The sequence below is a fragment of the Hymenobacter sp. BT18 genome (assembly GCF_012273015.1).
Taxonomy (GTDB): domain Bacteria; phylum Bacteroidota; class Bacteroidia; order Cytophagales; family Hymenobacteraceae; genus Hymenobacter; species Hymenobacter lutimineralis.
Genome location: NZ_CP050954.1, coordinates 890,324 through 912,353, shown reverse-complemented (window position 1 = coordinate 912,353; position 22,030 = coordinate 890,324). Strand labels below are relative to the sequence as shown.

The following is a 22,030-nucleotide window of genomic DNA, read 5'->3' as shown; positions in this document are numbered from 1 at the left end:
GGCAGTGTTGCCCGCTTTCACATCAATATGCGAGGGTTTCTCCTCAATGATGTGATTGACCAGCGGCGGTTTTTTGGCGCACTTGCAGCCGCAAACGCTACTCCCTGCTTCTAGGTGCGGGTGCAGTATTCCCATCACTTTTTTACCAGTTACCGCCACCATGCAGTCTGCCCACCGCGCTATCAATCTTCTGATGTTTCTGGTTTTGCTGTCGGTATTCCTGCTGGCGGCCGGCGTAGCGCTGGCTCAGAAGCCCATCAAGACCGATGTAACCACCTTATTCGATAAAGTGCCGGCCCCGCCGGCGGCCTTCAGCTGCGCACTGAAACGCCCGGCGGAGCTGGCGGCTTTGGAAAAGCAGTTGGGCCAGTTCAACGTCGCCATCACCTCGGCCCGCACCGCCGGCCAGAGCCGCGACGAAGCGGCCATGCAGAACTTCGGGGCCCAGGCAGCTGCCGATGGCATCGAGAAAATGACCGACCAGCAGAAGCTGGCGTACCTGCAGCAGCAGGGTGGGGCCATGCCCGGCCACAATGCCCAGGCTGTGCAGCTAGCCCAGCGCATGCAGGACCCCGCCTTTCAGGCCAAGCTGGCGAGCATGAGTGACGCGGAAAAGGCGCAGTTTCTGCAGCAGCAAATGGCCGCCCCCGGCTCGGTGCAGCAGCGCATGACCGCCGACCCCGGATTTCAGGCAGCCCAGGCCGAGTTCATGCAGCAGATGCGCGACCCCGCTTTTCAGAAAGCCTGGCAGAAAAAGTCGCAAGCCGAGCAAGATGCCTACACGGAGCAGCTCATGCGCAAGCACGGGGTAAACGAAGCCAAAATGAAAACCATTGCCGGCTCTTCGAACACCGCGCCGCCAGCGCCGCTCGTTACGGCGGCGGCTATGGAAGCCTTCAGCGCCATGAATGAAACCTTTGCCACGGGTATGCAGAAGCCGTCTTCCCTGCAGCACCTCAGCACCGCTTTGTATACGGAAATGGAAGTGCTGAAGAATAGCCAGCAGGCCCAGCGGCTGCCAGCGGCCAAAGAAGGGGACTGCAGCGGCCAAAAGCGGGTGTACGAGCAAAACCGTCAGTTTATTCTACGACGTCAGGAGTTGATGCGCAAGTATCTGCCGCAGTTTGCCTCGGCGTGGGCTGCAACGAAAACCCAGCTGAAAGCGCAGGCGGCCCCCTTCCAGAAAGAGCTGGCCGCCATTCACTACACCGATGCTATTAAGCGGGAAGACGAGAAAGTAAACATTGTGCCCCTGGCCGGCGGTCAGCAGCAGATGCTGCTCATGGTACAGAACCTGCTCGAATTCACGAGCTCTGTGTACGACCTGAACCAGGAGTACTGCCAGCTGCAGCAGGCCTACGACAAGCCCTTCCAATGCGAGCTGGCCACCTGTTTTCCGGCTATGGCAGCGGTAACACTGCCCAACGGAAAACAGGCACCCATAGCCTCCATTCGCCCCGGCGACGTGGTGCTGGGCTACGATGCCACAATTGGAAAGGTAGCCCCTACGCGCGTACTACGCCTCGATGAACACACGGAGGCGGCTTATCCCCTGGTCCAGCTCACCATTGGTACTCCGGCTATTTATGCCAGCACGAGTGCCGAGCCGATGCCTGCGCCTGCTTCCGTAGAGCTGGTGCTCACCCCAAACCATCCTCTGGTATTGGCAAATCGGGAAACCCGCCGCGCCGACGCCCTGCAAACCACCGATGAGCTGCTGCAACTGCGGCCGGATGCGCTGGCGGTAACCGCCCTCACCGACCGCCAGCCGGCCGGAACAGCTCCCGCCGTGTATAACCTGCGCACCGAAACCGGCAACTATTTTGTGCAGGGCATTCTGGTTGGTTCTAAGTAAAGCCATGAACACCTAAAACCAGAAAAGCCCCAGCCGTTATGGCTGGGGCTTTTCTGGTTTTAGAAGCAAGCCCACAAAAAGTTGGGTGCTTACAGGTTACCGCGCAGAGCCTGCTCCCGCTCAATGGCTTCGAATAAAGCTTTGAAGTTGCCTTTGCCGAACGACTTGGCGCCTTTGCGCTGGATGATTTCAAAGAACACGGTGGGGCGGTCTTCCACCGGCTTGGTGAAAATCTGCAGGAGGTAGCCTTCTTCGTCGCGGTCCACCAGCAGGTTCAGCTCCTTGATGCTTTCCAGCTCCTCGTCGATGGCGCCCACGCGCTCCAGCAGATCATCGTAGTAGGTGCCGGGCACGGTGAGGAACTCCACGCCGCGACGGCGCAGCTCGGCTACCGTGGTGCGGATGTCGTGGGTGATGATGGCAATGTGCTGCACACCGGCATCGTGGTAGAAGTCGAGGTACTCTTCAATCTGGCTTTTCTTCTTGCCTTCGGCGGGCTCGTTGATGGGAAACTTCACGTAGCCGTTGCCGTTGCTCACCACCTTGCTCATCAAAGCCGAGTACTCGGTGCTGATGTCGTCGTCGTCGAAGGTGATGAGCAGCTTGAATCCCATCACGTCCTCGTAGAACTTCACCCACTCATTCATCTGGCCCCAGCCTACGTTGCCCACGCAGTGGTCCACGTACTGCAACCCCACGGGCGTACCCTGGGGCACATTGCTGGTTTTGGCGACGTAGCCGGGCAGAAAGGGGCCGGTATAGTTGCTACGCTCCACGAAGGTGTGGATGGTTTCGCCGTAAGTGTAGATGCCGGCCAGGGTCACAGAGCCATGGGCGTCTTCAATGGTGTAGGGCTCGAAAGCGGGCCGGGCGCCGCGCTTGGTGGTTTCCTCGAAGGATTTGCGGGCATCGTCCACCCACAGGGCCATCACCTTCACGCCGTCGCCGTGCTTGGCCACGTGGCGGGTAATGTCGGAGTCGGGGAGGAGGGAGGTGGTGAGGACGAGGCGGATTTTGTTTTGCTGCAGTACGTAGGAAGCCCGGTCGCGCACCCCGGTTTCGGGACCGGAGTAAGCCACGAGCTCGAAGCCGAAAGCCGCCTGGTAGTAGTAGGCCGACTGCTTGGCGTTGCCCACGTAAAACTCCAGGTGGTCGGTGCCATTCAGGGGCAAAAAATCGTGGGCGGGGTGAGCCTGCACTGCAGGCGAAGTCATGGTTTCCATCAGGAAGGGTGGGGGTAAGGTCGGGTGGATAATGGAAGGGTAGATTAGGAGTAAAAATACGGGATTCGGTTGAATCGTACCGGGGAGCGGGCTATTTTGCACCTTCCCGGATTCAGAAATTCCTGAATCCTGCGCACCTTTACCCCACTGCATCACCTATTACCCCTGAGGAGATATGAATAAGGAGGACCTCAACCGTGCCCTGGTGGCCCTGATTGAGAAAAAGCAAGAACTGCAAAAGCTCACCTACGACGACGCCCGCTACGACGACGTAGAAGAGGAGCTGCACGACCTGGAAGACGACTTCAACGATGAATACGGGGCCTTCCTGGAAGCGGCCCTGGAAAAAGTACACACCGACCTCGTTTCGGATACGGATGTGCTGCTGCCCACCGCTTACCTGCCCGCCTCTACCAGCGCTACGCCCTCGCCCAAAGAGGGCGTCTGGATTGATTCGGAAAAGTATTCCGGCAAGGAAGCCCGCCTCACGCTCGTGCCCAACCCCACCCGCCTGGTGCTGACGGTGGGCAAAGCCGTGCAGCAGGAAGTGTGGCAGGCTTAGAAAATGGTTGCATGGTTGGCTTGTTGCATGGCTGACTGGTTGTATTAGGGCCAGAAACGACCCGACGGTTCAGCCAGTTAGTCATTCAACAACTAAACCATTTAACAAGTCAACCATGCTCTACCGCATAGCCCAGCCCACCGATTGGGCGGCCGCGCAACGCACCGGCTTCTTTGCCAGCCCCGACCTAGCGGCGGAGGGCTTTATCCACGCTTCGGAACTAAGCCAGGTGTTGGAAACTGCCCGCCGCCATTACCGGAACAGCCCGGAAGCGGTGCTGCTGGAAATAGACGAAGCCGCGCTAACAGTCGCCCAGGTACGGGTAGAGCGTGAGTGGGCAGCGGGCCGACAGGCATACTTTCCGCACATCTTCGCGCCTATTCCGGTAAGCGCCGTGGTCCGCAGCTGGCCTTTCCCGGTAGATGAACTAGGCCAGGCCACTCTGCCGGCCGCTTTACAACAAGACCAATAACCAACAAAGAAGCCTCCCCTGCGCGCAGAGGAGGCTTCTTTGCTGTATGAGGCAGTTCGCGGGCTACACCAGCTCGGCCAGTTCCAGCCAGCGCATGCCCTTGTCGTCGATGGTGTTTTCGGTGCGCTTGAGCTCGGCGGCCCAGTCGGCCAGCTCCTGGTGGGAGCCGGAGCCGGAGTTGAGCTTCTCAATCAGCTCCTGCTTGCGAACTTCCAGTTGCCCGATTTCCTTTTCCAGGGTTTCGTATTCCTTCTTCTCGGCAAACGTGGCCTTGCGCTTGGGCACCTCGGCGGGCTTGGGCGCGGGGGCTGGGGTGGCCGGGGCGGCTACCGCCACCTTGGCCGCAGCCCGGGCGGCTTTGGCTTCCTGCTCGGCAGCTTCCAGCGCCGCTTCCGTTTCCCGCTCGGCCAGGTAGCCGCGGTAGTCGGTGTAGTTGCCGGGGAAGTTGAGCACGGCCCCGCCAGGTTCCAGCACAAACAGGTGCTCGGCCAGCTGGTCCAGGAAGTACCGGTCGTGGCTGACGATGAGCAGGCAGCCGCTGAAGTGCAGCAGGAAATCTTCCAGAATGTTAAGCGTGCCCAGGTCCAGGTCGTTGGTGGGCTCGTCAAGAATCAGGAAGTTGGGGTTTTTGATGAGCACGCGCAGCAACTGCAGGCGGCGCTTCTCGCCCCCACTCAGCTTGCTTACCAGCGTATACTGCTGGGCCGGCGGAAACAGAAACAAGCTCAGAAACTGGCTGGCCGTCAGCACGTCGCCGTTGGCCAGCTCCACTACCTCGGCTACTTCTTTCACAATGTCGATAACGCGCTGTGAGGGGTCGAATTCCAGCTCCGTCTGGGTGTAGTAGCCAAACACGGTGGTCTGGCCCACCTCAATGGTGCCAGAGTCGGGCTGAAGCTTGCCCGTGAGCATGTTCAGCAGGGTAGACTTGCCGGCGCCGTTGGGCCCAACAAGGCCAATCCGGTCCTTTTTCTTGAATACGTAGCTGAAGTCATCCAGCACCACGTTGTCGCCGAACTTCTTGTTGAGGTGGCTGGCTTCAATGATTTTACCGCCCTGGCGGGTGGTTTTCACGCTCAGCTCCACCTGCTGCTTGCTCAGGTTGGTGCTGGCCTTTTCCTTGGTTACGTAAAACGCGTCGATACGGGCTTTCTGCTTGGTGCCGCGGGCCTGGGGCATACGGCGCATCCACTCCAGCTCTTTCTTGAACAGCTGCCGCGCCTTTTCCACTTCCACCGACTCCCGCATTTCGCGGTCGGCTTTCTTCTCCACGAAGTAGGCGTAGTTGCCCTGGTAGCGGTACACCTGGCCCTTGTCCAGCTCCACAATTTCGTTGGCCACACTGTCGAGGAAATACCGGTCGTGGGTCACCATCAGCAGGGTGAGGCTGGGGGAGGAGAGGCGGTTTTCCAGCCACTCAATAGTAGCCAGGTCCAAGTGGTTGGTGGGCTCGTCGAGCAGCAGCACGTCGGGCTCCTCAATGAGCACCCGGGCCAAGGCCACGCGCTTGCGCTGCCCACCCGAGAGCATGCTCACGTTGCGCGTGAGCAGCTCGCCCAGGATGCCCAGGCGGCCCAGAATCTGCTGCACCTGGGCCTCGTAGTCCCAGGCGTTCAGGGAATCCATGCGTTCCAGCACGCGCTGCAGGTCGTCGGCTTTGTGGTCGGGGTCGTTGACGACGTGCTCGTACTCCTGAATGGCGCGCAGCGTGTCGTTCTGGCTGGCGAAGATGGTTTCCTCCACCGTCAGGCTTTCATCGAACACGGGCTGCTGGCCCAGATAGGTAACCCGAATGCCTTTGCGCGTGCTCACCAGGCCGGTATCGGGCTGCTCCAGGCCAGCTAGGATTTTCATGAGCGTGGTTTTGCCGGTACCGTTGATGCCCACGAAGGCCACGCGCTGGCCTTGCTGCAAACCAAAGTTCAGGTCCCGGAAAAGCCACCGGTCGGCATAATTCTTCGAAAGGTTTTCAGCGGAAAGCAGGTTCATACCGCAAAGGTAGACCACGGATGGGCACGGATTTTAACGGATTCCGCGGATTTTGTAGTTGGCACGGAAGAATAACCAGCTAGCAACCCGAAGAAACGGTCAGAAAAATGGCGCTCCAGATAAACGTACAGACTAAGACGCAACTTCCTGCTTTGAGTATGGAGCCGACTGTCTTATTCGAAAAATCGGTGCTATCTGCGGTCTAGATAACCCGCACCCGGTCCACGTTCAGCTCGTCGCGCAGGATTTCGAGGCCCCGGTACGCCAGGGGGCGGCCCGTATTAGTGGTCAGGTCGCCGCCAGCCTGGTGCAGGTGGGCCACGTCGAGAATTAGCTGGGTGTATTTCCGTTCGCCCAGCTCAATGGCTACGGGCCGGCCGCGGGTAGCATCGAAAGAAGCCAGGGCCTGGTCGATTTCATGCAAAACCGTACTCATAGGAATCAGGGGAAAGCGGCAGTTAGAGCCTACTATATAGGAAGAATATTTCTGACCTGCCTACCCGGAGTAGGGAAGGCCCACAGGGGAATACCGCACCACAGCGCCATAACCCAGTAAAAACGATTTACCTTTGCGCTCAATATGGGTACAGCAGCTTCTTCCTCCCTGGCTTCTCGCCCCATTGGGGTTTTCGATAGTGGCATTGGGGGCCTCACCGTGGCCCGGGCCGTCAACAAGCTGCTCCCGCAGGAAAGGCTGGTGTACTTCGGCGACACGGCCCACCTGCCCTATGGTGACAAAAGCACGGCCGCCATTCAGGCCTACTCCGTGAAGATCTGCGACCTGCTGCTCAAGCAACAGTGCAAGGTGATTCTTATTGCCTGCAACTCGGCCTCGGCGGCGGCTTATGAGCTGGTGAAGGAATACGTAGGCTCCAAAGCCCGGGTCCTGAACGTAATTGACCCCATTGTGGCCTACGTGGGAAAGGCGTATGCCGGGCGCACCGTGGGCCTCATTGGCACCAAGCAAACGGTGAACAGCAACGTGTACCGCAAAAAGATAGACGACCTGGACGCGGGCGTAGAGCTGCGCAGCCTGGCTACGCCGCTGCTGGCCCCGATGGTGGAGGAGGGCTTCTTCAACAACTCTATTTCCCGCAACATCATTGAAACCTACCTATCGAGTCCCGTACTCGAGGGCATTGAGGCGTTGGTGCTGGCCTGCACCCACTACCCGTTAATCAAGCAGCAGATTGCGGCCTTTTATCAGGGAAGGGTAGAAGTGTTAGATGCCTCCGACGTAGTAGCCGAGCACGTGCGCCAGTACCTGAATGCGCAGCAGCTGGCGGCCCCAGCCAAAGAAGGCGTCCCGGCCCATCATTTTTATGTGTCCGACTTCACCCGCTCTTTCGAGGAAAGCACCCGTATCTTTTTCGAGCAGGAAGTACAACTGGAGCACTATCCACTCTGGGAATAAGCAGCCCATATTATTTCACCCAGCCACCGGTTTGCAACCTGCAACGACAATTTGGGTTATGGTTGTAGAAAACCAAGAAAACATTCCGCTTTATGAAAAGCAAAAGCTACCCGGAGTGAGGTACAAAGCACCAGAGTAGCCGTTTTCATTCACATGGCGCTAACTGAATAACAAGCATAAGTTCACCGGAGAGCCGCAGAGGCAGGCATCCGGAAGCAAAGCAGCCTGAAATCCGGAAAAGATAACAATTCGTATAGTTGAATGATCCTGGGAATCATTTGGGCACGAAATCTGTAGACCCGGGCAGGGCCAAATTATCGGTCCGGCTTTCCCTAAAGAACAGACCTACTAACATAAATCAAATAAATATGCGAACAAATAGATGTATAGAAAAATTATATGCAATGTCAAAAAAATTATTGAACTGACCCTTAGCTACTGCGTACAAGGAGCAGGTTTGATGAACATCAACCTGGCTTGCTAAACACTGACAATCAATTGGTTGTCTTTTCACCGTAAAACTTTTTACTTACTCATATGAAAAATTCATACACTCGCCCCCAACGCCGCACTGCCTGGTCGGTTATTTGGGTGTTCATGCTGGCGCTGTTCGTTTTGCCTTCCCTGAGCTTTGCGCAGAGCATTGCTGGCTCCGGCATTAATTCAGACAACCCTGACTTTGTTGATACCGAAGTTGGGCAGACCACCCAGCGTATTTATGATACTACCGATCCGGAGGACATTGTAATCCTTACGGTAAAGGGCAGCAACAGCCTGACGGCTAACGTAGTGGTTTCGCTGACGGGCACCAACAACGGCGACTTTCAGGTTAGCCGCGACAATGTGACCTTTACCAACACGGTGACCGTGACGGCTGCCGAAGCTAAGGCTACAGGCGGTTTTCCAGTATACGTACGCTTTGCACCTAGTGCAGTGGGCTCCCGTGCTGCCAACCTAGTGCTTACTGCTGGCTCACTTACCCGCACGTTTGGGCTGACGGGCACGGGCATTGCCGCTACGCCCCGGCTGACTATCAACCCAACCGCTCTGTCGTTTAGCCCTACCCGTATCGGCGAAACCTCGGCCACGCAGTCGTTCAACATCTCAGCCGCCAACCTCACGGGCAACGTTACGGTTACGCCCTCGACTAACTTCCGCATCAGCGTCAACGGGACTACGTTCACCAGCACGCCTATTACGCTTAGCCGTACGGGAAGCACGCTGGTAAATGACCCGGTAACCATCTACGTACAGTTTGCCCCTACTCAGCAGACCAATATTTCGGAGAACATTGTTGTTTCTACGCCTAATGGCTCGGGCACGGTAACGGAGAACGTGGCAGTGAGTGGCAACGGCCAGGCAGCAGCTGTAACGGCTATTAGCTTTAGCGTAAACCCGCTGAACTTTGGCACGGTCTCTACCAACGGCTCGGCTACGCTGACGACCATTGTAACGGCTACGGGTTTGGCACCTAACTCCACGGTAACGCTGACGCCTTCGGCTACGAACATTCGCTTCCGCCTGACGGGCGTAGGCACGTACAACAACACGCCTATCACCCTGACTACGGATGCCAGCGGCAACGTAACCCAGGAAATCCAGGTGCGCCTGGTGGGCACTAACGCTGGTGCCTTCAGCGGGAGCATTGTGGGCTCGGGTGTAAGCGGCACCAATACCACCATTACCGGTACGCTTAACATCACGGCCAATGGTTTGGGTGGCAACTCGGCTATCAACGCTTCGGGCGTACTGAGCTTGTTCTCTACCGTGCCGGGTGTGCCTTCGGCCATTCAGACCTACCAGCTCTCGGGTACTAACCTGCTGGAAGGCGTAACGGTAAATGCTCCGATCTACTTCCAGGTGGCCCTCTCGGCTGCTGGCCTTGATGCACTGAACGGCGCAACGGGCAACTCGCTGCTGATTCCGCGCAACTCCGGCAACGACCTGACGGTAACGACGGTGTACATTCGCTACCTGCCGCCCTCCGCCCGCGAAGATGCCACGGTAATTACTCACACCAGCGACCCGGCCAACCCTGTGACCTTCCCGGTATCGGGCACCAGCCGTCCGCAGGTGCAGCTGGCCAATGCCTACAATACTTCCGGCATCGTGGTGATCTACGAAAACTCGCCCACGCAGGCACTGAACCTCGTAGCCGACCGGGTGCGTCAGCCCATTACCATCACGATTTCGGCACCTACGCCTTCGCCCCAGAACCCTTCGGCTACGCCTCAGTTCCAGGTATCCACCGACGGCATTAACTTCTCCAGCAGCGTAGTGTTCACGCCTAGCAGCACCACGTACAGTGTAAATGCTACCCTGTATGTGCGCTACTCGCCTACGTACTTGGGCCAGGCTTCCAACACGTTGCGCTACCAGAGCACGGACTTCGAAATTACCACTGCGCAGAACTTCGCCAACAACGGTACGCTGGCGGGCCGCTCCATCGACGTGCAGCCCACGGCCGAGCGCCCCTTCCTGCTGACGCGCAGTGGCCGAAACATCACCATTACCTTCACCGGTAATGTAGCCGGGCAGGGCGAAGGCCACCTGGTGGTTGCCAGCGAAAACCCGCTGTTGCCCGCTAACCGCCAGCCGGTAGATGGTACGTCTTACCAGACCAACAACTCCATTTATGGTACGGGTCCGCAGTTGGCACCGGGTTACTTCTCCGTGTATGCCGGCGCTAACAACTCGGTAACCGTTGAAAACTTTGAGCCCACAAAAGCTTACTACTTCTACGTGTTCGAGTTCAACAACATCGACCCCACCACGGGCTTCATCACGCAGACCTCGGAAAACTACCTGACGCCCACCACGGCGGAAGAAATTGAAGGGGTAGGCATTGATGGCCAGCCGCTGCCCGTAACGCTGACGGCCTTCTCGGCTAAGCTGCAGGGCAAGCAGGTGAAACTGACCTGGGTAACGGCTTCGGAGAAAAACAACAAAGGCTTCGAAGTGCAGCGCTCGGCCGACGGGGTGAACTTCCAGACGTTTACGACGGTAGAGGGCAACGGCACCACGTCGAGCCGCCACGAGTACGCGGCTACGGATGCCAATCCGCTGACGGGTACCTCGTACTACCGCCTCAAGCAAGTTGACTTCGATGGCCAAACTGCTTACTCCGACGTGAAATCGGTAGTGAATGGCGGTGGCTCCCTGAGCGTGTACCCCAACCCGGCCCAGAACAACCTCACGGTGAAGCTGCCGGTGCCCATGCAAAACGCCAAAGTGCAGGTACTGGACCTAACCGGCCGCGTGCTGCTGACCCGCACCCTGGGGGTAGATGGCAACCTGGAGTTGAGCAGCCTGCAGCGGGGCACCTACCTGGTGCGCGTGGAGCAAGGTGGCCAGCAGTGGACCCAGAAGGTGGTGAAACAATAAGCCCAGATTTTTTCTGCCCTAAAAAAGGCCTCCCGGTATTCGGGAGGCCTTTTTTATTAAATTAGCTTAATCTGGTAATAATTCAGTAACCCTGGCAAAAGTACCAGAAGTACCCGGGGACCTGTATATTTGGACTCTCCGATTGTGCGCATTTCCTAAACCTCTCATACACACCTCCTCATGATGACACCCTCTACTCATCCCAGGGTAGCCCCGCCACCCTATGGCCGGGGCTTCTTTATGGCCCTTGTGCTGCTACTGCTTCCATTGTTGGGGTGGGCGCAGAGTACTACAGTTGTTATCAGCCAAGTATATGGCGCGGGTGGAAATAGTGGGGCCACTTACAGAAACGATTATGTAGAATTGTTCAACAAGAGTACAAGTGATATAGACCTGACAAACTACAGCATAGCCTATTTCTCTTCTGCAGGGGGAGCAGGGGGGACAGTTACCTTATCAGGTACTATTTCAGCTGGAAAGTATTATCTGATTCAGCTTGCTGGGGCTACCTCTGGCTTCACAGCCCTTCCAACCCCAGATAAAACGACACCCGCATCTGGAACAGGCAGTGTAAGTATGGCCGCGGCAAATGGCCGTGTTGACTTGTTAAATGGTACTACACTCATAGATCGAGTAGGATTTGGGACAGCAACTACCTTTGAAGGTACTGCCGCTGCACCTGCTCCTAGCGCAACAAATGCAATTTTTAGGGGGAGTGGAGGCTGCACGGACACGGACAAAAACTCTGTAGACTTCACAGCTGCTGCTGCGGGGCCCCGCAACTCAGGTACGACGGCCAATCCTTGTGGCGGTTCCGATACTACTCCACCCTCTTTCGCCACAGGCTCCCCATCAACGAGTGCTCCTACGGGCACGGGTTTTACGCTTAGCTCAACCATCAACGAAGTAGGCAAGACCTATTACCTGGTGCTGGCCGACGGTGCTACGGCTCCCACGGCGGCCCAGGTAAAAGCGGCCGGTGGTACGCCCCTGGCCAGCGGCAACTTCATCAATCCCACGGCCAACACGGCTGCCACTACGGTAGTTGGGGGCCTCTCGGCCAGTACGGCTTACGATGTGTACGTGGTAGCCGAAGACAATGTACCCAACCTGCAGGCCTCACCCGTGAAGCTGGACGTAACCACTGGCTCGGGGGCCGCTACTCCCGCCATTACTGTTTCGGCGGCTGCTCTCACAGCTTTTAACACGGTAGCCAGCTCACCTTCGGCTGAACAGTCGTTCACGGTAAGTGCCACCAACCTCACGGCCAACGTAGCGGTGCAAGCCCCCACGGGCTACGAGGTTTCCCAGTCGAGCGGCTCGGGCTTTGGCTCTTCCACGAGCATTGCCTTTGGCAGCGGTACCCTCACCAGCGTGCCGGTGTACGTGCGCCTGAGCGGCGCCGGCAGCGGTACCGTAGCCGGCAACGTGACGCTGAACTCCACGGGCGCTGCGGAGCAAACGAAAGCCGTAACCGGCACCGTGGTAGCTGAGCCTACCACGGCCCCGACGGTAAGCGCCGGCACGCCCACACAAGTAGCCGTAACCCTGACGGTAGGCAGCGGCAACGGCGCCAAGCGCCTCCTGGTGGTGCGGGCCGCTACGACCACGGCCGTGGCGCCCACCGATAAAACCGCTTACACCGCCAACCTGGCCTTCGGGAGCGGTGCTACCACCGGCACCGGTAACTTTGTGGTGCTGAACGGCACCGGCACTAGCGCCGCCGTAACCGGCCTGACGGCTGGTACCAACTACGTAGCCGAGGTGTATGCCTACAACGAAAGCAGCACCGCCGGTTTCGAAAACTACCTGCAAACCCCGCTGGGCTCAACGACGTTCACGACAACGGCTCTGCCTCCTAACCTGGTGGCCTCGCCTACCTCGCTCACGGGGTTTGCTACGTCCGTAGGCGTTGTTTCAGCTGAGCAGAGCTATACGCTCACGCCCACCAACCTATCGGCGCCCATTACGGTATCGGTACCGGTTAACTCCAACTACGAGGTTTCCTTGACTTCCGGCAGCGGGTTCAGTAACACGGTAGAGGCACCCCAGACGGGCGCATCTACCATTTACGTCCGGATTAAGGCGGCCGCTACCGCCACCAACGGGGACGTGATGGAAACCCTGACTAACGTGTCGGGGGCTAAGTCGGCCAGTGTGACGGTGACCGGAAGCGTGTTGCCCGCCGGCTATTCTTCCTGCTTGTCACAAGGATTTGATACTACGCCTTTCCCGCCGACCGGCTGGTTGGCTACCGGCGTTACGCGCACTACGTCAAGCACCTATAACGGTTCGGCCGGGGCAGCAGAATTCAACTCCAACAATGGCACCCTCACGACCCCGGAGCTGAACTACCCAGCATCCGTGAGCTTCTACCTGACCCGGACGACGAATGCAACCCCCAAAACCTTCGAAGTGAAGGTGTCGACCACTGGTCAGAACGGGACGTATGCAGTGGCAACGGGCGGGACGTTCACCCTGGATAACACGAGTACCAGTTATATCAAGTACACGGTTGACCTATCTGCCTACTCTACGGAGGCACAGGTGTGGATTCGCTTCGAGAAAACCAGTGCCACCACGTCTCCCTGGCGGCTGGATAATGTAGCCGTTATCTGCGCCCCTACTCCTGTGCCCGGCACCGTCAACGTAACCACAAATGGTCCACTTGCCGTTGGCACTACTATTCAGAATACGCCCTCAGCCACCTACGCCACTTATTCAGTGAGCGGAACGAGCCTGGGGAATATTCCTTTAAAAGTGCAGGCCCCGGCCGGTTTTCAGGTTTCCGATGATGTAGCTTTCACGAATGTCACTGCTGATGCCAATAGCATTTCACTGGTACCGGTAGGAGGAACCGTAAACCCAACGCCCATCTACGTACGGCTAAGTGGTAGCGGCACCGTTGGGCTGCTTACGGGCAACGTGGTCAACAGCAGCGGTACCTCGCCCCAGCAACTGGTGGCCGTAACGGGTACGCTGAATGTGTCTCCGGCTGAAATCAACCTTACCGATGGGACTACGTCCATCGTCAGCAATAACCCCACGCCCTACACCTTTGCGAATACGCCGGTAAGCACCCGGAACACGGTGTCGTTTACGATTGAAAACAAGGGCGGTACTACCCTGACTATTGGGAGTATCACTTCTTCGGGTGGGGTATTTAGCCCAGTAGGCGTTCTGCCCACTTCTATTGCGCCGTTCAGCTCAGCTACGCTCGGGGTTGCTTTCACCCCCACGGCCACCGGTACCTTCACGGGTGCTATCAGCATCGTCAACGATGACAGCGACGAGAATCCGTATGTGCTCAACGTAACGGGCACTGCCGTAACGCGTACGTTCGTTACCTGGACGGGCCTGGGCAACGATGGTGGTTTCTTTAACCCCGCTAACTGGTCGACGAATACAGTGCCCGGCAGCTCGAGCGACGTGCTGCTCGACCACAGTTCGGTATCGGGTGCTTACACTGTTAGTCTTGGTACCACCCCGGGCTTCACCGCTGCTGCCGTTACCCTACAGTCGTTGATTATCAACCCAGGCAGCGGAGCCGCCATTGAGTTTGAAATTCCCGCCAGCAACACGCTGACGTCAGCCCTGACGTTGCAGCGCTCCACTTCGGGTGAGACGGCATTAGCCATTTTCAACAACGGCACCTTTTCCAACAAAGGTGGGGGAGGCTCAGCCGCAAACCTGGAACCAAACGGGAGCAATGAAACCGTTTTCATCTACAATGGCGGTACGTACCTGCATGGCACGACGGCAAGTAGTGGCGTGTTTACAGAGAACCTCGCTGGGGTACCCGGTACCGAGAGTGGTACCTTCATCTTTAAGTCACCATCGGTGGGCGGTAACATTGCGTACACGCCGGCTCTGCAGGGACGTAAGTTTGGTAACCTCACATTTGCTGTATCCACTAATGGAGGATACAGTGCATCGGGAGGTACGCCCATAGCCGTGAACGGCAATCTGACTATTGAAACGGGTACTTCTTTTGCCAATAGTCTGGCAGAACTGAATCTGAGCGGTAATCTGGTTATTAACGGGGGCTTCACGTTGAACAGCACCGCAAAGCTTGTCTTTACCGGGCCTGTTCAACAGACCATCAGCGGTACAGAACTGGGTACAACGGCTGGGACTTCGTTCCTGGGCTCTAGCTCTACCCTACAGGTGAACACAACAGCTAGCGTTCTGCTGCAAACGCCGGTTCGGATCAACGGTACGCTTAGCCTGCTCAAAGGCAACCTCCTGACGAGTGAGACCAACCCGCTTACCCTGGCACCGACGGCAACGGTAAACGATGCCAGCTCCGCCAGCTTTGTGGAAGGCCCCCTGAAGCGCGAAGTGGCAGCGGTTGTACCCGGCACTCCCAAATCGGTTAGCTTCCCTATCGGTATGGCCGCAGAGTATCGTCCGCTGACGCTCAACATTTCCACGCAGACTAACGCTGCCATCTACACCGCTACCCAACACGATGGTGCGCCCAGCAACCAGACGTTGAGCGGGGGGCTGACGCGGGTTTCGAAGGAGCGTTATTTCACGGTTACGCCCGCCACGGAGCCGCTTGCCGGGGAGTTTGAAGGAACTATCAAGTTGTCCTATGAAGCGCAGGAGGACGGGGTAAACACCCCCAATGCTACCTCGCTCGTGATTGGCAAATCCCACAACGGTGGGGCCTGGGAAAACATTGGGCAGTCGGAGACTACGGCTACTACCGTTACCTCGGATCCATTCACGTCCTTCAGCGACTTTGTGCTGGCCAGCACGGATGCATCCATCAACGTCAATCCCCTGCCCGTTCAGCTGACGGCCTTCTCGGCCGCCCGGGAGGGAGCCCAGGTACAAGTGCAGTGGGCTACGGCTTCTGAGCGCAACAGCGCCCGGTTCGAAGTAGAGCGCTCCGCCGATGGGGTGCACTTTACTCAGGTAGGCCGCGTGAACGGTCAGGGTAGCACCACTGCTCGCAGCACCTACCGCTTTGCCGATGCCAAGCCGTTGTCAGGGGTATCGTACTACCGCTTGCGTCAGGTAGACCAGGATGGTACCGCGCACCTTTCCGAAGTACGCACGGTACAGGGCGGTAAGCTGTTGGCGGGTATCTATCCCAACCCGGTAGCCAGCACACTCTACCTGCAGCTGCCTGAACACGCTGGCGCAGTACAAGCCATTGTAACGGACCTGGCCGGCCGTGAGGTGTACCGCGCCATGGTACCGGCTTCGCAGCAGCTGGATCTGCGGCAGCTGCCCCAGGGTAGCTACGTGCTGGTGCTTCAGGGCGCTCAGCTTCGCTCCACGCACAAGCTGGTCAAAACCAACTAGCGCTACGTGCCATCAAATAAAAAAGGCCTCCCGGTTTTCGGGAGGCCTTTTTTGTTGGGTGTTGGTTTGAGAAGTGGTCTTCTATGGTGTGGGCACCTAGTGGAGAATAGGTAATCGTGTAGTCATACTTCCACAGGCTCAACATGACGGCGCAATTTCCCAGGCACTACTTATCCAGCTACTCAAGCGTTGAACAGGGGGAGAGGGTAGTTCGGGGGCAACGAAAAAGCCACCCTTTTGGGGTAGCTTTTTCGTTGCAAACGGGAAACGTCGGCAGTCTAGACCGAGAAACTCTCACCGCAGCCGCAGGTGCGGGAGGCGTTGGGGTTGTCGAAGAAGAAGCCTTTGCCGTTGAGGCCATCGGAGAAGTCAAGCTGGGTGCCCGCCAGGTAGAGGAAGCTTTTCATGTCCACTACCACGCGTACGCCCTTGTCTTCAAACTCCTGGTCCATGGGCTTCACTTCGTTGTCGAAGTCGAGCTTGTAGCTCAGGCCCGAGCAGCCGCCCCCGGCCACGGAAGCCCGCAGACGATAGGTGTCGTCGAGCTGGGCATCGGCCATCAGGTGCGCTACTTTTTCTTTGGCTTTATCAGAAACGGTAATCATGGCATTTGGGGAAGGAGAGAGAAGAAAGGAGGGAGGAGAAAGGAGCTAGCTTCGAGTTGAACAACAGTTCATCTATGCTGGCTCCTACGCTTCTAACTCCTAACTACTTGGATTCAGTACTACGCTGAATACGGTAAGCGTGGTTTGGTCGCGGCCGTAGTACAGCTTGTCCAGCGCTTCGTAGGGGTTGTGGGCGCGGAAGTAGGAGGTGTGCAGTTCCTTGTCGCCGCGGGCCCGCCACTGAATAGTGTAGGAGCTTTCCACGTCGCGGGCACTTTGCACGTAGGCCAGCATTTTGCGCAGGGCATCGAGCCGGTCGTAGCCTACCTCGTAGCGAAACAGGAAGCTCTGGTGGTGGCGCGGATTCACGGTAATCAGATCCAGCCGTACCTGCCCCCGCTCCAGCTGCCGGAATTCAAACAGCAAGCCGCCGGGACCCAAACCCAGATGCTCTTCAATCTGCCGCTGAATGCGCGCACTCTCGACGTGCACGTCCTGGGAAACTTCCATTTATGTAGAAGTGAGAGGTTCGAACTGAGAAGTGAGAAGTCAACCCCGATACATGGAGGCTAACTTCTCACTTCTAGTTTCTCAGTTCTATTAGTGGTGCGACTTGGCTATTTCCAGCTCCGGCAGGCCGTTTTTCACGCGGTAGTCGTTGATGGCCGACTTAATGGCGTCTTCGGCCAGTACCGAGCAGTGGATTTTCACGGGCGGCAGCGCCAGTTCTTCCACAATCTCCATGTTATCGATGGCCAGCGCCTCATCTACCGTCTTGCCTTTCAGCCACTCTGTCGCCAGCGACGACGACGCAATGGCCGAGCCGCAGCCGAAGGTTTTGAATTTGGCGTCGGTGATGGTGTTGGTAGCTTCGTCTACCTCAATCTGCAGGCGCATCACGTCGCCGCACTCAGGGGCGCCTACGAGGCCGGTGCCTACGTTCTTCTTGCTTTTGTCCAGCGTGCCCACGTTGCGGGGGTTGCTGTAATGGTCGATTACCTTATCGGAGTAAGCCATGGCTTTGATGAAATTAGAAGTCAGATTTTAGAACTCAGAACCTAGAGCGAAAACCAAGGTAACATTCCTGGTTTTCAATTCTAAGCGCTAAAAATTAATGTTCAGCCCACTCAATAGAGTTGAGGTCGATGCCTTCCTTGAACATTTCCCACAGGGGAGACATTTCACGGAGCTTGGTTACCGCTTCTTTTACGTGGCCGATGGCGTAGTCGATCTGCTCATCGGTGGTAAAGCGGCTCAGGCCGAAGCGTAGGGAAGAGTGCGCCAGGTCGTCGCTCAGGCCCAGGGCCTTGAGTACGTACGAAGGCTCCAGCGAGGCCGACGTACAGGCCGAGCCCGACGATACCGCCAAGTCCTTCACGCCCATCATCAGGCCTTCGCCTTCCACGTACTTGAAGGAGATGTTGGTGACGTGGGGCAGACGGTGCGTAACCGAGCCGTTCACGTAGCTTTCTTCCAGCGTGAGCAACTCTTTTTCCAGCCGGTCGCGCATGGCGCTGAGACGGGCGGTGTCGGCAGCCATTTCCAGGCGGGCCAGCTCGCAAGCCTTGCCCAGGCCCACAATGCCGGGTACGTTGAGCGTGCCGGAGCGCATGCCCCGCTCGTGGCCGCCACCGTCCATCTGGGCGGTAACTTTCACGCGGGGGTTCTTGCGGCGCACGTACAGGGCGCCAATGCCCTTGGGGCCGTAGAACTTGTGGCCGGTAAAGGCCATCAGGTCGATGCCATCGGCCAGCACGTCTACCGGGATTTTGCCCACGGCTTGGGTGCCATCGGTCATGAACAGGGCGCCGTGCTTGTGGGCAATGGCGGCAATTTCGCGGATGGGCTGAATCGTGCCGGTTTCATTGTTGCCGTACATGATGGCCACCAGAATGGTCTGGGGCGTCATGGCGGCTTCCAGCTCGGCCAAGCTGATGAGGCCTTCCGCGTCCACGGGCAGATAGGTTACGCGGGCACCCTGCTTCTCGAGGTGCTTGCACGTATCCAGCACGGCTTTGTGCTCCGTGGTGGCTGTGATGATGTGGTTGCCTTTCTGGGCATACATCTCATATACGCCCTTAATGGCCAAGTTATCCGACTCCGTAGCGCCCGAAGTGAAGATAATTTCCTTGGGGTCGCAGTTGATGAGGGCGGCAATCTGCTCGCGGGCATAGTCTACGGCTTCCTCCGCCTGCCAGCCAAAGGGGTGGTTGCGGGAGGCCGCGTTGCCGAAATGCTCGGTGAAGTACGGGAGCATGGCTTCCAACACGCGCGGGTCCAGCGGCGTAGTCGCGTTGTTATCAAGGTAAATTGGCAGCTTCAGCATGGTGCTTGGGGCGTCGGATGAAATTCACCGGCAAAGGTAGCCAGTGGAGAATTATTCTCCATTGAAACAGCCAAACCGGGAAGGAGGTTTACTTTTACGCTACAAAAATAGACACAATCCAAACAAGGTTGGCTACCTAGCGCCACCTCATTTTTCGCACCCTGCTTATGCTCACCAATCTGGAACACCTGGGCCTGGCCGTTCACGACCTGGCCGCCGCCACCGAGCTGTACACGCGCCTGCTGGGCGTAGCGCCATATAAGCGGGAACACGTGGCCAGCGAAGCCGTGGATACAGTATTTTTCCAGGTGGGCGGCTCCAAGATTGAGCTGCTGGCCGGCACCAGCCCGAGCAGCGCCATCACCCGTTTTCTGGAAAAGAAACCCGAAGGAATTCACCACGTGGCGTTTGAGGTAGACGACATTCGGGCGGAAATGGCGCGGCTCCGGGCAGAGGGCTTTACCCTCCTGAACGAGGAGCCCAAGCGCGGGGCCGACAATAAGCTGGTGTGTTTTGTGCACCCGAAGTCGGCCGCGGGCGTACTGGTAGAGCTGTGCCAGAGTATTCCGGAGTCGGCCGCCTAGCAGACACTGCAGCCGTAGCCGGCTGAGGTCTGCTACAGCCGCGGTACCGGGGATATTCTGGCCTACCTTTCTCATAAACTAACAGCCCACCATGAGTAATTTTTTTCGCCAGGAAGTAGACGCGGCCGTGGATGCCTTGTTGCTGCAGCAAATCATTCTGTATCCCACCGACACCGTGTGGGGCCTGGGCTGCGACGCCGAGCTCCCGCGGGTGATAGACCGGCTGTATGCGCTGAAAAAACGGCCGTCCGGTAAGCCCTGCCTGATTCTGGTGGCCGACGAGCAGATGTTTGCCCGCTACGCGGCCGTGGTGCCGGCCAACCTGCCGGAGCTGCTGGCCGCCGAAACCCGCCCCACTACCTACGTGGTGCCGGCCAGCTCCCAGGTAGCCCCCAGCCTGCAGGCCCCCGACGGCACCATTGGCCTGCGCATCTCCCAGGACGAGTTTACCCACAAAATTGTGCGGCGCCTGGGCCACGGACTGGTCGCTACTTCGGCCAACTTCAGTGGGGAGCCCGCCGCTGCTATGTATAAGGAGGTGAGCCCGGAGCTGGTGCGGGCCGTGGATTACGTGGCAAACTGGCGGCAGGATGATACGAAGTCGGCTGCGCCTTCGCGCGTGGTGCGGGTAGAAGCCGATGGCACCCTGACGGTGCTGCGCGACTAGGCCGGTAGCCAGAAGGCGTGGCAGAGCAGTGGAAGTACCTGGGCAGCCGTTACCTTTGCAGCTTGTTTGGCTTACGGCACCGCGCATGAAACTTCCCCAGCTTCCCGAGTTACCCTTGTTCCATACCATTGCCGACGCGGCCGGTGCGCTGGGCTACCCCGCCTACGTGATTGGGGGCTTCGTGCGCGACCTGGCCCTGGAGCGCCCCAGCAAAGATGTGGACGTGGTGTGCGTGGGCGACGGTATCCGGCTGGCCCAGGCCGTGGGGCAGCGGCTGCCTTCCCGGCCCCGCGTGACGGTATTCAAGAACTTCGGCACGGCCATGCTCCCCACCCCGGAGGTGGAAATTGAGTTTGTGGGCGCCCGCAAAGAAAGCTACCGGGCCGAGAGCCGCAAGCCTGAGGTGGAAGCCGGCACCCTGGAAGAAGACCTGGCCCGCCGCGACTTTACCATCAACGCCCTGGGCCTGAGCCTCAATCCCGAAGACTTTGGGGCCCTCGTAGACCGCTACGACGGCATAGGCGACCTGCGCCGTAAAATCATCCGCACGCCCCTCGACCCCGACATTACTTTTTCCGACGACCCGCTGCGCATGATGCGGGCCGTGCGCTTTGCCGCCCAGCTCAACTTCGATATCGAGCCCGATACCTTCGATGCCATTGCCCGCAACAAGGAGCGCATCAAGATTGTGTCGCAGGAGCGGATAACCGACGAGCTGAACAAGCTGATTCTGGCTCCCAAGCCTAGCTACGGCTTCAAGCTGCTGTTTAGCTCGGGGCTGCTTCAGCTGATTTTTCCGCGCATGGCCCAGCTGCAGGGCGTGGAAAAGCGCGGGCAGCACGCCCACAAAGACAATTTCTACCACACCCTGCAGGTGCTCGACAACGTGGCCGAAGCTGGCGGCGACCTGTGGCTGCGCTGGGCTGCTATTCTGCACGACATTGCTAAGCCCGCCACCAAGCGCTTCGACCCCCGGGTAGGCTGGACCTTCCACGGCCACGAAGACAAAGGCGCCCGCTGGACGCCTGCCATCTTCACCGATTTGAAATTGCCGCTGGGGGAAGAAATGCGCCAGGTACAGAAGCTGGTGCGCCTGCACCTGCGGCCCATTGCCCTGGTAAAGGAAACCGTAACGGACTCCGCCGTGCGCCGTCTGCTCTTCGAGGCCGGCGACGAAATAGATCGGCTGATGCTCCTCTGCAAGGCTGATATCACCAGCAAAGACCACCAGCGCGTGGCGCGCTACCTGCGCAACTTCGAGCGGGTGGAGGAAAAGCTGAAGGAGGTAGAGGAGAAAGACCACCTACGCAACTTCAAGCCCGTGATTACCGGGGAAGTGATTATGCAGACGTTTGGGCTGAAGCCTTCCCGGGAAGTGGGCGAGCTGAAGGAAGCCGTGCTGGAAGCCATTCTGGATGGCAAGATTCGAAACGAGTATGAGGAAGCCTTTGCCTTCCTGTTGCAGCAGGGTCAGGCCAAAGGGCTTCCTCAGGGGCATCACTCACTCACCAAATAAACCCCTCTTACCTCATATTCACCGCTTGTATAGAGGCGGGACAGGTACGGTTAGTTGCCTGTCCCGCTTCTTTTTTTTCAAAGCCCCGTCGCAGCTGATTTATACGTGCCCGAAAGA

General features: G+C 58.1%; 16 protein-coding genes and 1 pseudogene. 10 read left to right on the top strand and 7 right to left on the bottom strand.

The genetic code is table 11. From position 1 onward, the window contains the following. Window positions 1-160: 160 nt before the first annotated feature. Window positions 161-1,855, top strand: coding sequence for a Hint domain-containing protein (locus HER32_RS03755; RefSeq protein WP_168680643.1), 1,695 nt, complete (start codon window positions 161-163; stop codon window positions 1,853-1,855). 89 nt (window positions 1,856-1,944) lie between these two features. Here HER32_RS03755 and hppD read toward each other — a convergent pair whose 3' ends face one another. Further along, entirely contained in the window at window positions 1,945-3,078 is a 1,134-nt protein-coding gene (gene hppD / locus HER32_RS03750) for a 4-hydroxyphenylpyruvate dioxygenase (RefSeq protein WP_168680641.1), read from the bottom strand. A 175-nt stretch (window positions 3,079-3,253) separates the two neighbouring features. Here hppD and HER32_RS03745 point away from each other — a divergent pair, with 175 nt between their 5' ends. Both HER32_RS03745 and HER32_RS03740 read left to right on the top strand, forming a co-directional pair. Continuing rightward, window positions 3,254-3,640: a hypothetical protein gene (locus HER32_RS03745; protein ID WP_149069017.1), complete on the top strand. Its 387-nt coding sequence runs from the start codon at window positions 3,254-3,256 to the stop codon at window positions 3,638-3,640. Between the two features lie 115 nt (window positions 3,641-3,755). Further along, window positions 3,756-4,112, top strand: a complete 357-nt coding sequence (locus HER32_RS03740; protein WP_168680639.1) for a DUF952 domain-containing protein — start codon at window positions 3,756-3,758, stop codon at window positions 4,110-4,112. A 63-nt stretch (window positions 4,113-4,175) separates the two neighbouring features. On the opposite strand, the gene HER32_RS03735 is transcribed toward HER32_RS03740, so the two are convergent. Beyond that, window positions 4,176-6,101 (bottom strand): ABC-F family ATP-binding cassette domain-containing protein, encoded by a 1,926-nt coding sequence (locus HER32_RS03735; RefSeq protein WP_168680637.1) that lies wholly within the window; start codon window positions 6,099-6,101, stop codon window positions 4,176-4,178. 202 nt (window positions 6,102-6,303) lie between these two features. Then, window positions 6,304-6,537 carry a hypothetical protein gene (locus tag HER32_RS03730; RefSeq protein ID WP_149069021.1) on the bottom strand — a complete coding sequence of 78 codons (234 nt, stop codon included), beginning with the start codon at window positions 6,535-6,537 and terminating at the stop codon, window positions 6,304-6,306. Window positions 6,538-6,681: 144 nt separating this feature from the next. Between HER32_RS03730 and murI the strand changes: the two genes are divergently transcribed. The 4 genes and pseudogenes from murI to HER32_RS03715 all read left to right on the top strand — a co-directional run bounded on the left by murI (window position 6,682) and on the right by HER32_RS03715 (window position 16,215). Continuing rightward, complete coding sequence (gene murI / locus HER32_RS03725) at window positions 6,682-7,515, top strand: glutamate racemase (protein WP_168680635.1); 834 nt, start codon at window positions 6,682-6,684, stop codon at window positions 7,513-7,515. 537 nt (window positions 7,516-8,052) lie between these two features. Further along, window positions 8,053-10,899: a T9SS type A sorting domain-containing protein gene (locus HER32_RS03720; RefSeq protein ID WP_168680633.1), complete on the top strand. Its 2,847-nt coding sequence runs from the start codon at window positions 8,053-8,055 to the stop codon at window positions 10,897-10,899. 180 nt (window positions 10,900-11,079) lie between these two features. After that, window positions 11,080-11,532 (top strand): annotated as a pseudogene (locus HER32_RS20390) (lamin tail domain-containing protein); the annotation flags it as partial. Between the two features lie 294 nt (window positions 11,533-11,826). Beyond that, a complete protein-coding gene (locus HER32_RS03715; RefSeq protein ID WP_232066358.1) occupies window positions 11,827-16,215 on the top strand; it encodes a choice-of-anchor D domain-containing protein in 4,389 nt (1,462 codons plus the stop codon). A 278-nt stretch (window positions 16,216-16,493) separates the two neighbouring features. Here the strand turns inward: HER32_RS03715 and HER32_RS03710 are convergent, their stop codons facing one another. The 4 genes from HER32_RS03710 to HER32_RS03695 all read right to left on the bottom strand — a co-directional run bounded on the left by HER32_RS03710 (window position 16,494) and on the right by HER32_RS03695 (window position 19,143). Continuing rightward, window positions 16,494-16,820: a HesB/IscA family protein gene (locus HER32_RS03710; RefSeq protein ID WP_168680630.1), complete on the bottom strand. Its 327-nt coding sequence runs from the start codon at window positions 16,818-16,820 to the stop codon at window positions 16,494-16,496. A 99-nt stretch (window positions 16,821-16,919) separates the two neighbouring features. Further along, window positions 16,920-17,330: a hypothetical protein gene (locus HER32_RS03705; RefSeq protein ID WP_149069026.1), complete on the bottom strand. Its 411-nt coding sequence runs from the start codon at window positions 17,328-17,330 to the stop codon at window positions 16,920-16,922. A 90-nt stretch (window positions 17,331-17,420) separates the two neighbouring features. Continuing rightward, on the bottom strand, window positions 17,421-17,837 hold the full coding sequence (iscU, locus tag HER32_RS03700; protein WP_149069027.1) for a Fe-S cluster assembly scaffold IscU: 417 nt from the start codon (window positions 17,835-17,837) through the stop codon (window positions 17,421-17,423). A 94-nt stretch (window positions 17,838-17,931) separates the two neighbouring features. Beyond that, window positions 17,932-19,143: an IscS subfamily cysteine desulfurase gene (locus HER32_RS03695; protein ID WP_149069358.1), complete on the bottom strand. Its 1,212-nt coding sequence runs from the start codon at window positions 19,141-19,143 to the stop codon at window positions 17,932-17,934. 170 nt (window positions 19,144-19,313) lie between these two features. Here HER32_RS03695 and mce point away from each other — a divergent pair, with 170 nt between their 5' ends. The 3 genes from mce (at window position 19,314) to HER32_RS03680 (ending at window position 21,913) form a co-directional block, all read left to right on the top strand. Next, on the top strand, window positions 19,314-19,730 hold the full coding sequence (mce, locus tag HER32_RS03690; protein WP_168680628.1) for a methylmalonyl-CoA epimerase: 417 nt from the start codon (window positions 19,314-19,316) through the stop codon (window positions 19,728-19,730). 91 nt (window positions 19,731-19,821) lie between these two features. Next, the gene (locus tag HER32_RS03685) at window positions 19,822-20,397 is read left to right on the top strand and encodes an L-threonylcarbamoyladenylate synthase (RefSeq protein WP_168680626.1); all 576 of its coding nucleotides are present in this window, start codon (window positions 19,822-19,824) and stop codon (window positions 20,395-20,397) included. A gap of 85 nt (window positions 20,398-20,482) precedes the next feature. Further along, the gene (locus HER32_RS03680; protein ID WP_168680624.1) at window positions 20,483-21,913 is read left to right on the top strand and encodes a CCA tRNA nucleotidyltransferase; all 1,431 of its coding nucleotides are present in this window, start codon (window positions 20,483-20,485) and stop codon (window positions 21,911-21,913) included. The last annotated feature ends 117 nt before the right edge of the window (window positions 21,914-22,030 follow it).

Excerpts from the sequence above, each read along its gene's own strand:
- HER32_RS03755 (WP_168680643.1), top strand. The coding sequence starts at position 161 with ATGCAGTCTGCCCACCGCGCTATCAATCTTCTGATGTTTCTGGTTTTG.
- hppD (WP_168680641.1), bottom strand. The coding sequence starts at position 3,078 with ATGGAAACCATGACTTCGCCTGCAGTGCAGGCTCACCCCGCCCACGAT.
- HER32_RS03745 (WP_149069017.1), top strand. The coding sequence starts at position 3,254 with ATGAATAAGGAGGACCTCAACCGTGCCCTGGTGGCCCTGATTGAGAAA.
- HER32_RS03740 (WP_168680639.1), top strand. The coding sequence starts at position 3,756 with ATGCTCTACCGCATAGCCCAGCCCACCGATTGGGCGGCCGCGCAACGC.
- HER32_RS03735 (WP_168680637.1), bottom strand. The coding sequence starts at position 6,101 with ATGAACCTGCTTTCCGCTGAAAACCTTTCGAAGAATTATGCCGACCGG.
- HER32_RS03730 (WP_149069021.1), bottom strand. The coding sequence starts at position 6,537 with ATGAGTACGGTTTTGCATGAAATCGACCAGGCCCTGGCTTCTTTCGAT.
- murI (WP_168680635.1), top strand. The coding sequence starts at position 6,682 with ATGGGTACAGCAGCTTCTTCCTCCCTGGCTTCTCGCCCCATTGGGGTT.
- HER32_RS03720 (WP_168680633.1), top strand. The coding sequence starts at position 8,053 with ATGAAAAATTCATACACTCGCCCCCAACGCCGCACTGCCTGGTCGGTT.
- HER32_RS03710 (WP_168680630.1), bottom strand. The coding sequence starts at position 16,820 with ATGATTACCGTTTCTGATAAAGCCAAAGAAAAAGTAGCGCACCTGATG.
- HER32_RS03705 (WP_149069026.1), bottom strand. The coding sequence starts at position 17,330 with ATGGAAGTTTCCCAGGACGTGCACGTCGAGAGTGCGCGCATTCAGCGG.
- iscU (WP_149069027.1), bottom strand. The coding sequence starts at position 17,837 with ATGGCTTACTCCGATAAGGTAATCGACCATTACAGCAACCCCCGCAAC.
- mce (WP_168680628.1), top strand. The coding sequence starts at position 19,314 with ATGCTCACCAATCTGGAACACCTGGGCCTGGCCGTTCACGACCTGGCC.
- HER32_RS03685 (WP_168680626.1), top strand. The coding sequence starts at position 19,822 with ATGAGTAATTTTTTTCGCCAGGAAGTAGACGCGGCCGTGGATGCCTTG.
- HER32_RS03680 (WP_168680624.1), top strand. The coding sequence starts at position 20,483 with ATGAAACTTCCCCAGCTTCCCGAGTTACCCTTGTTCCATACCATTGCC.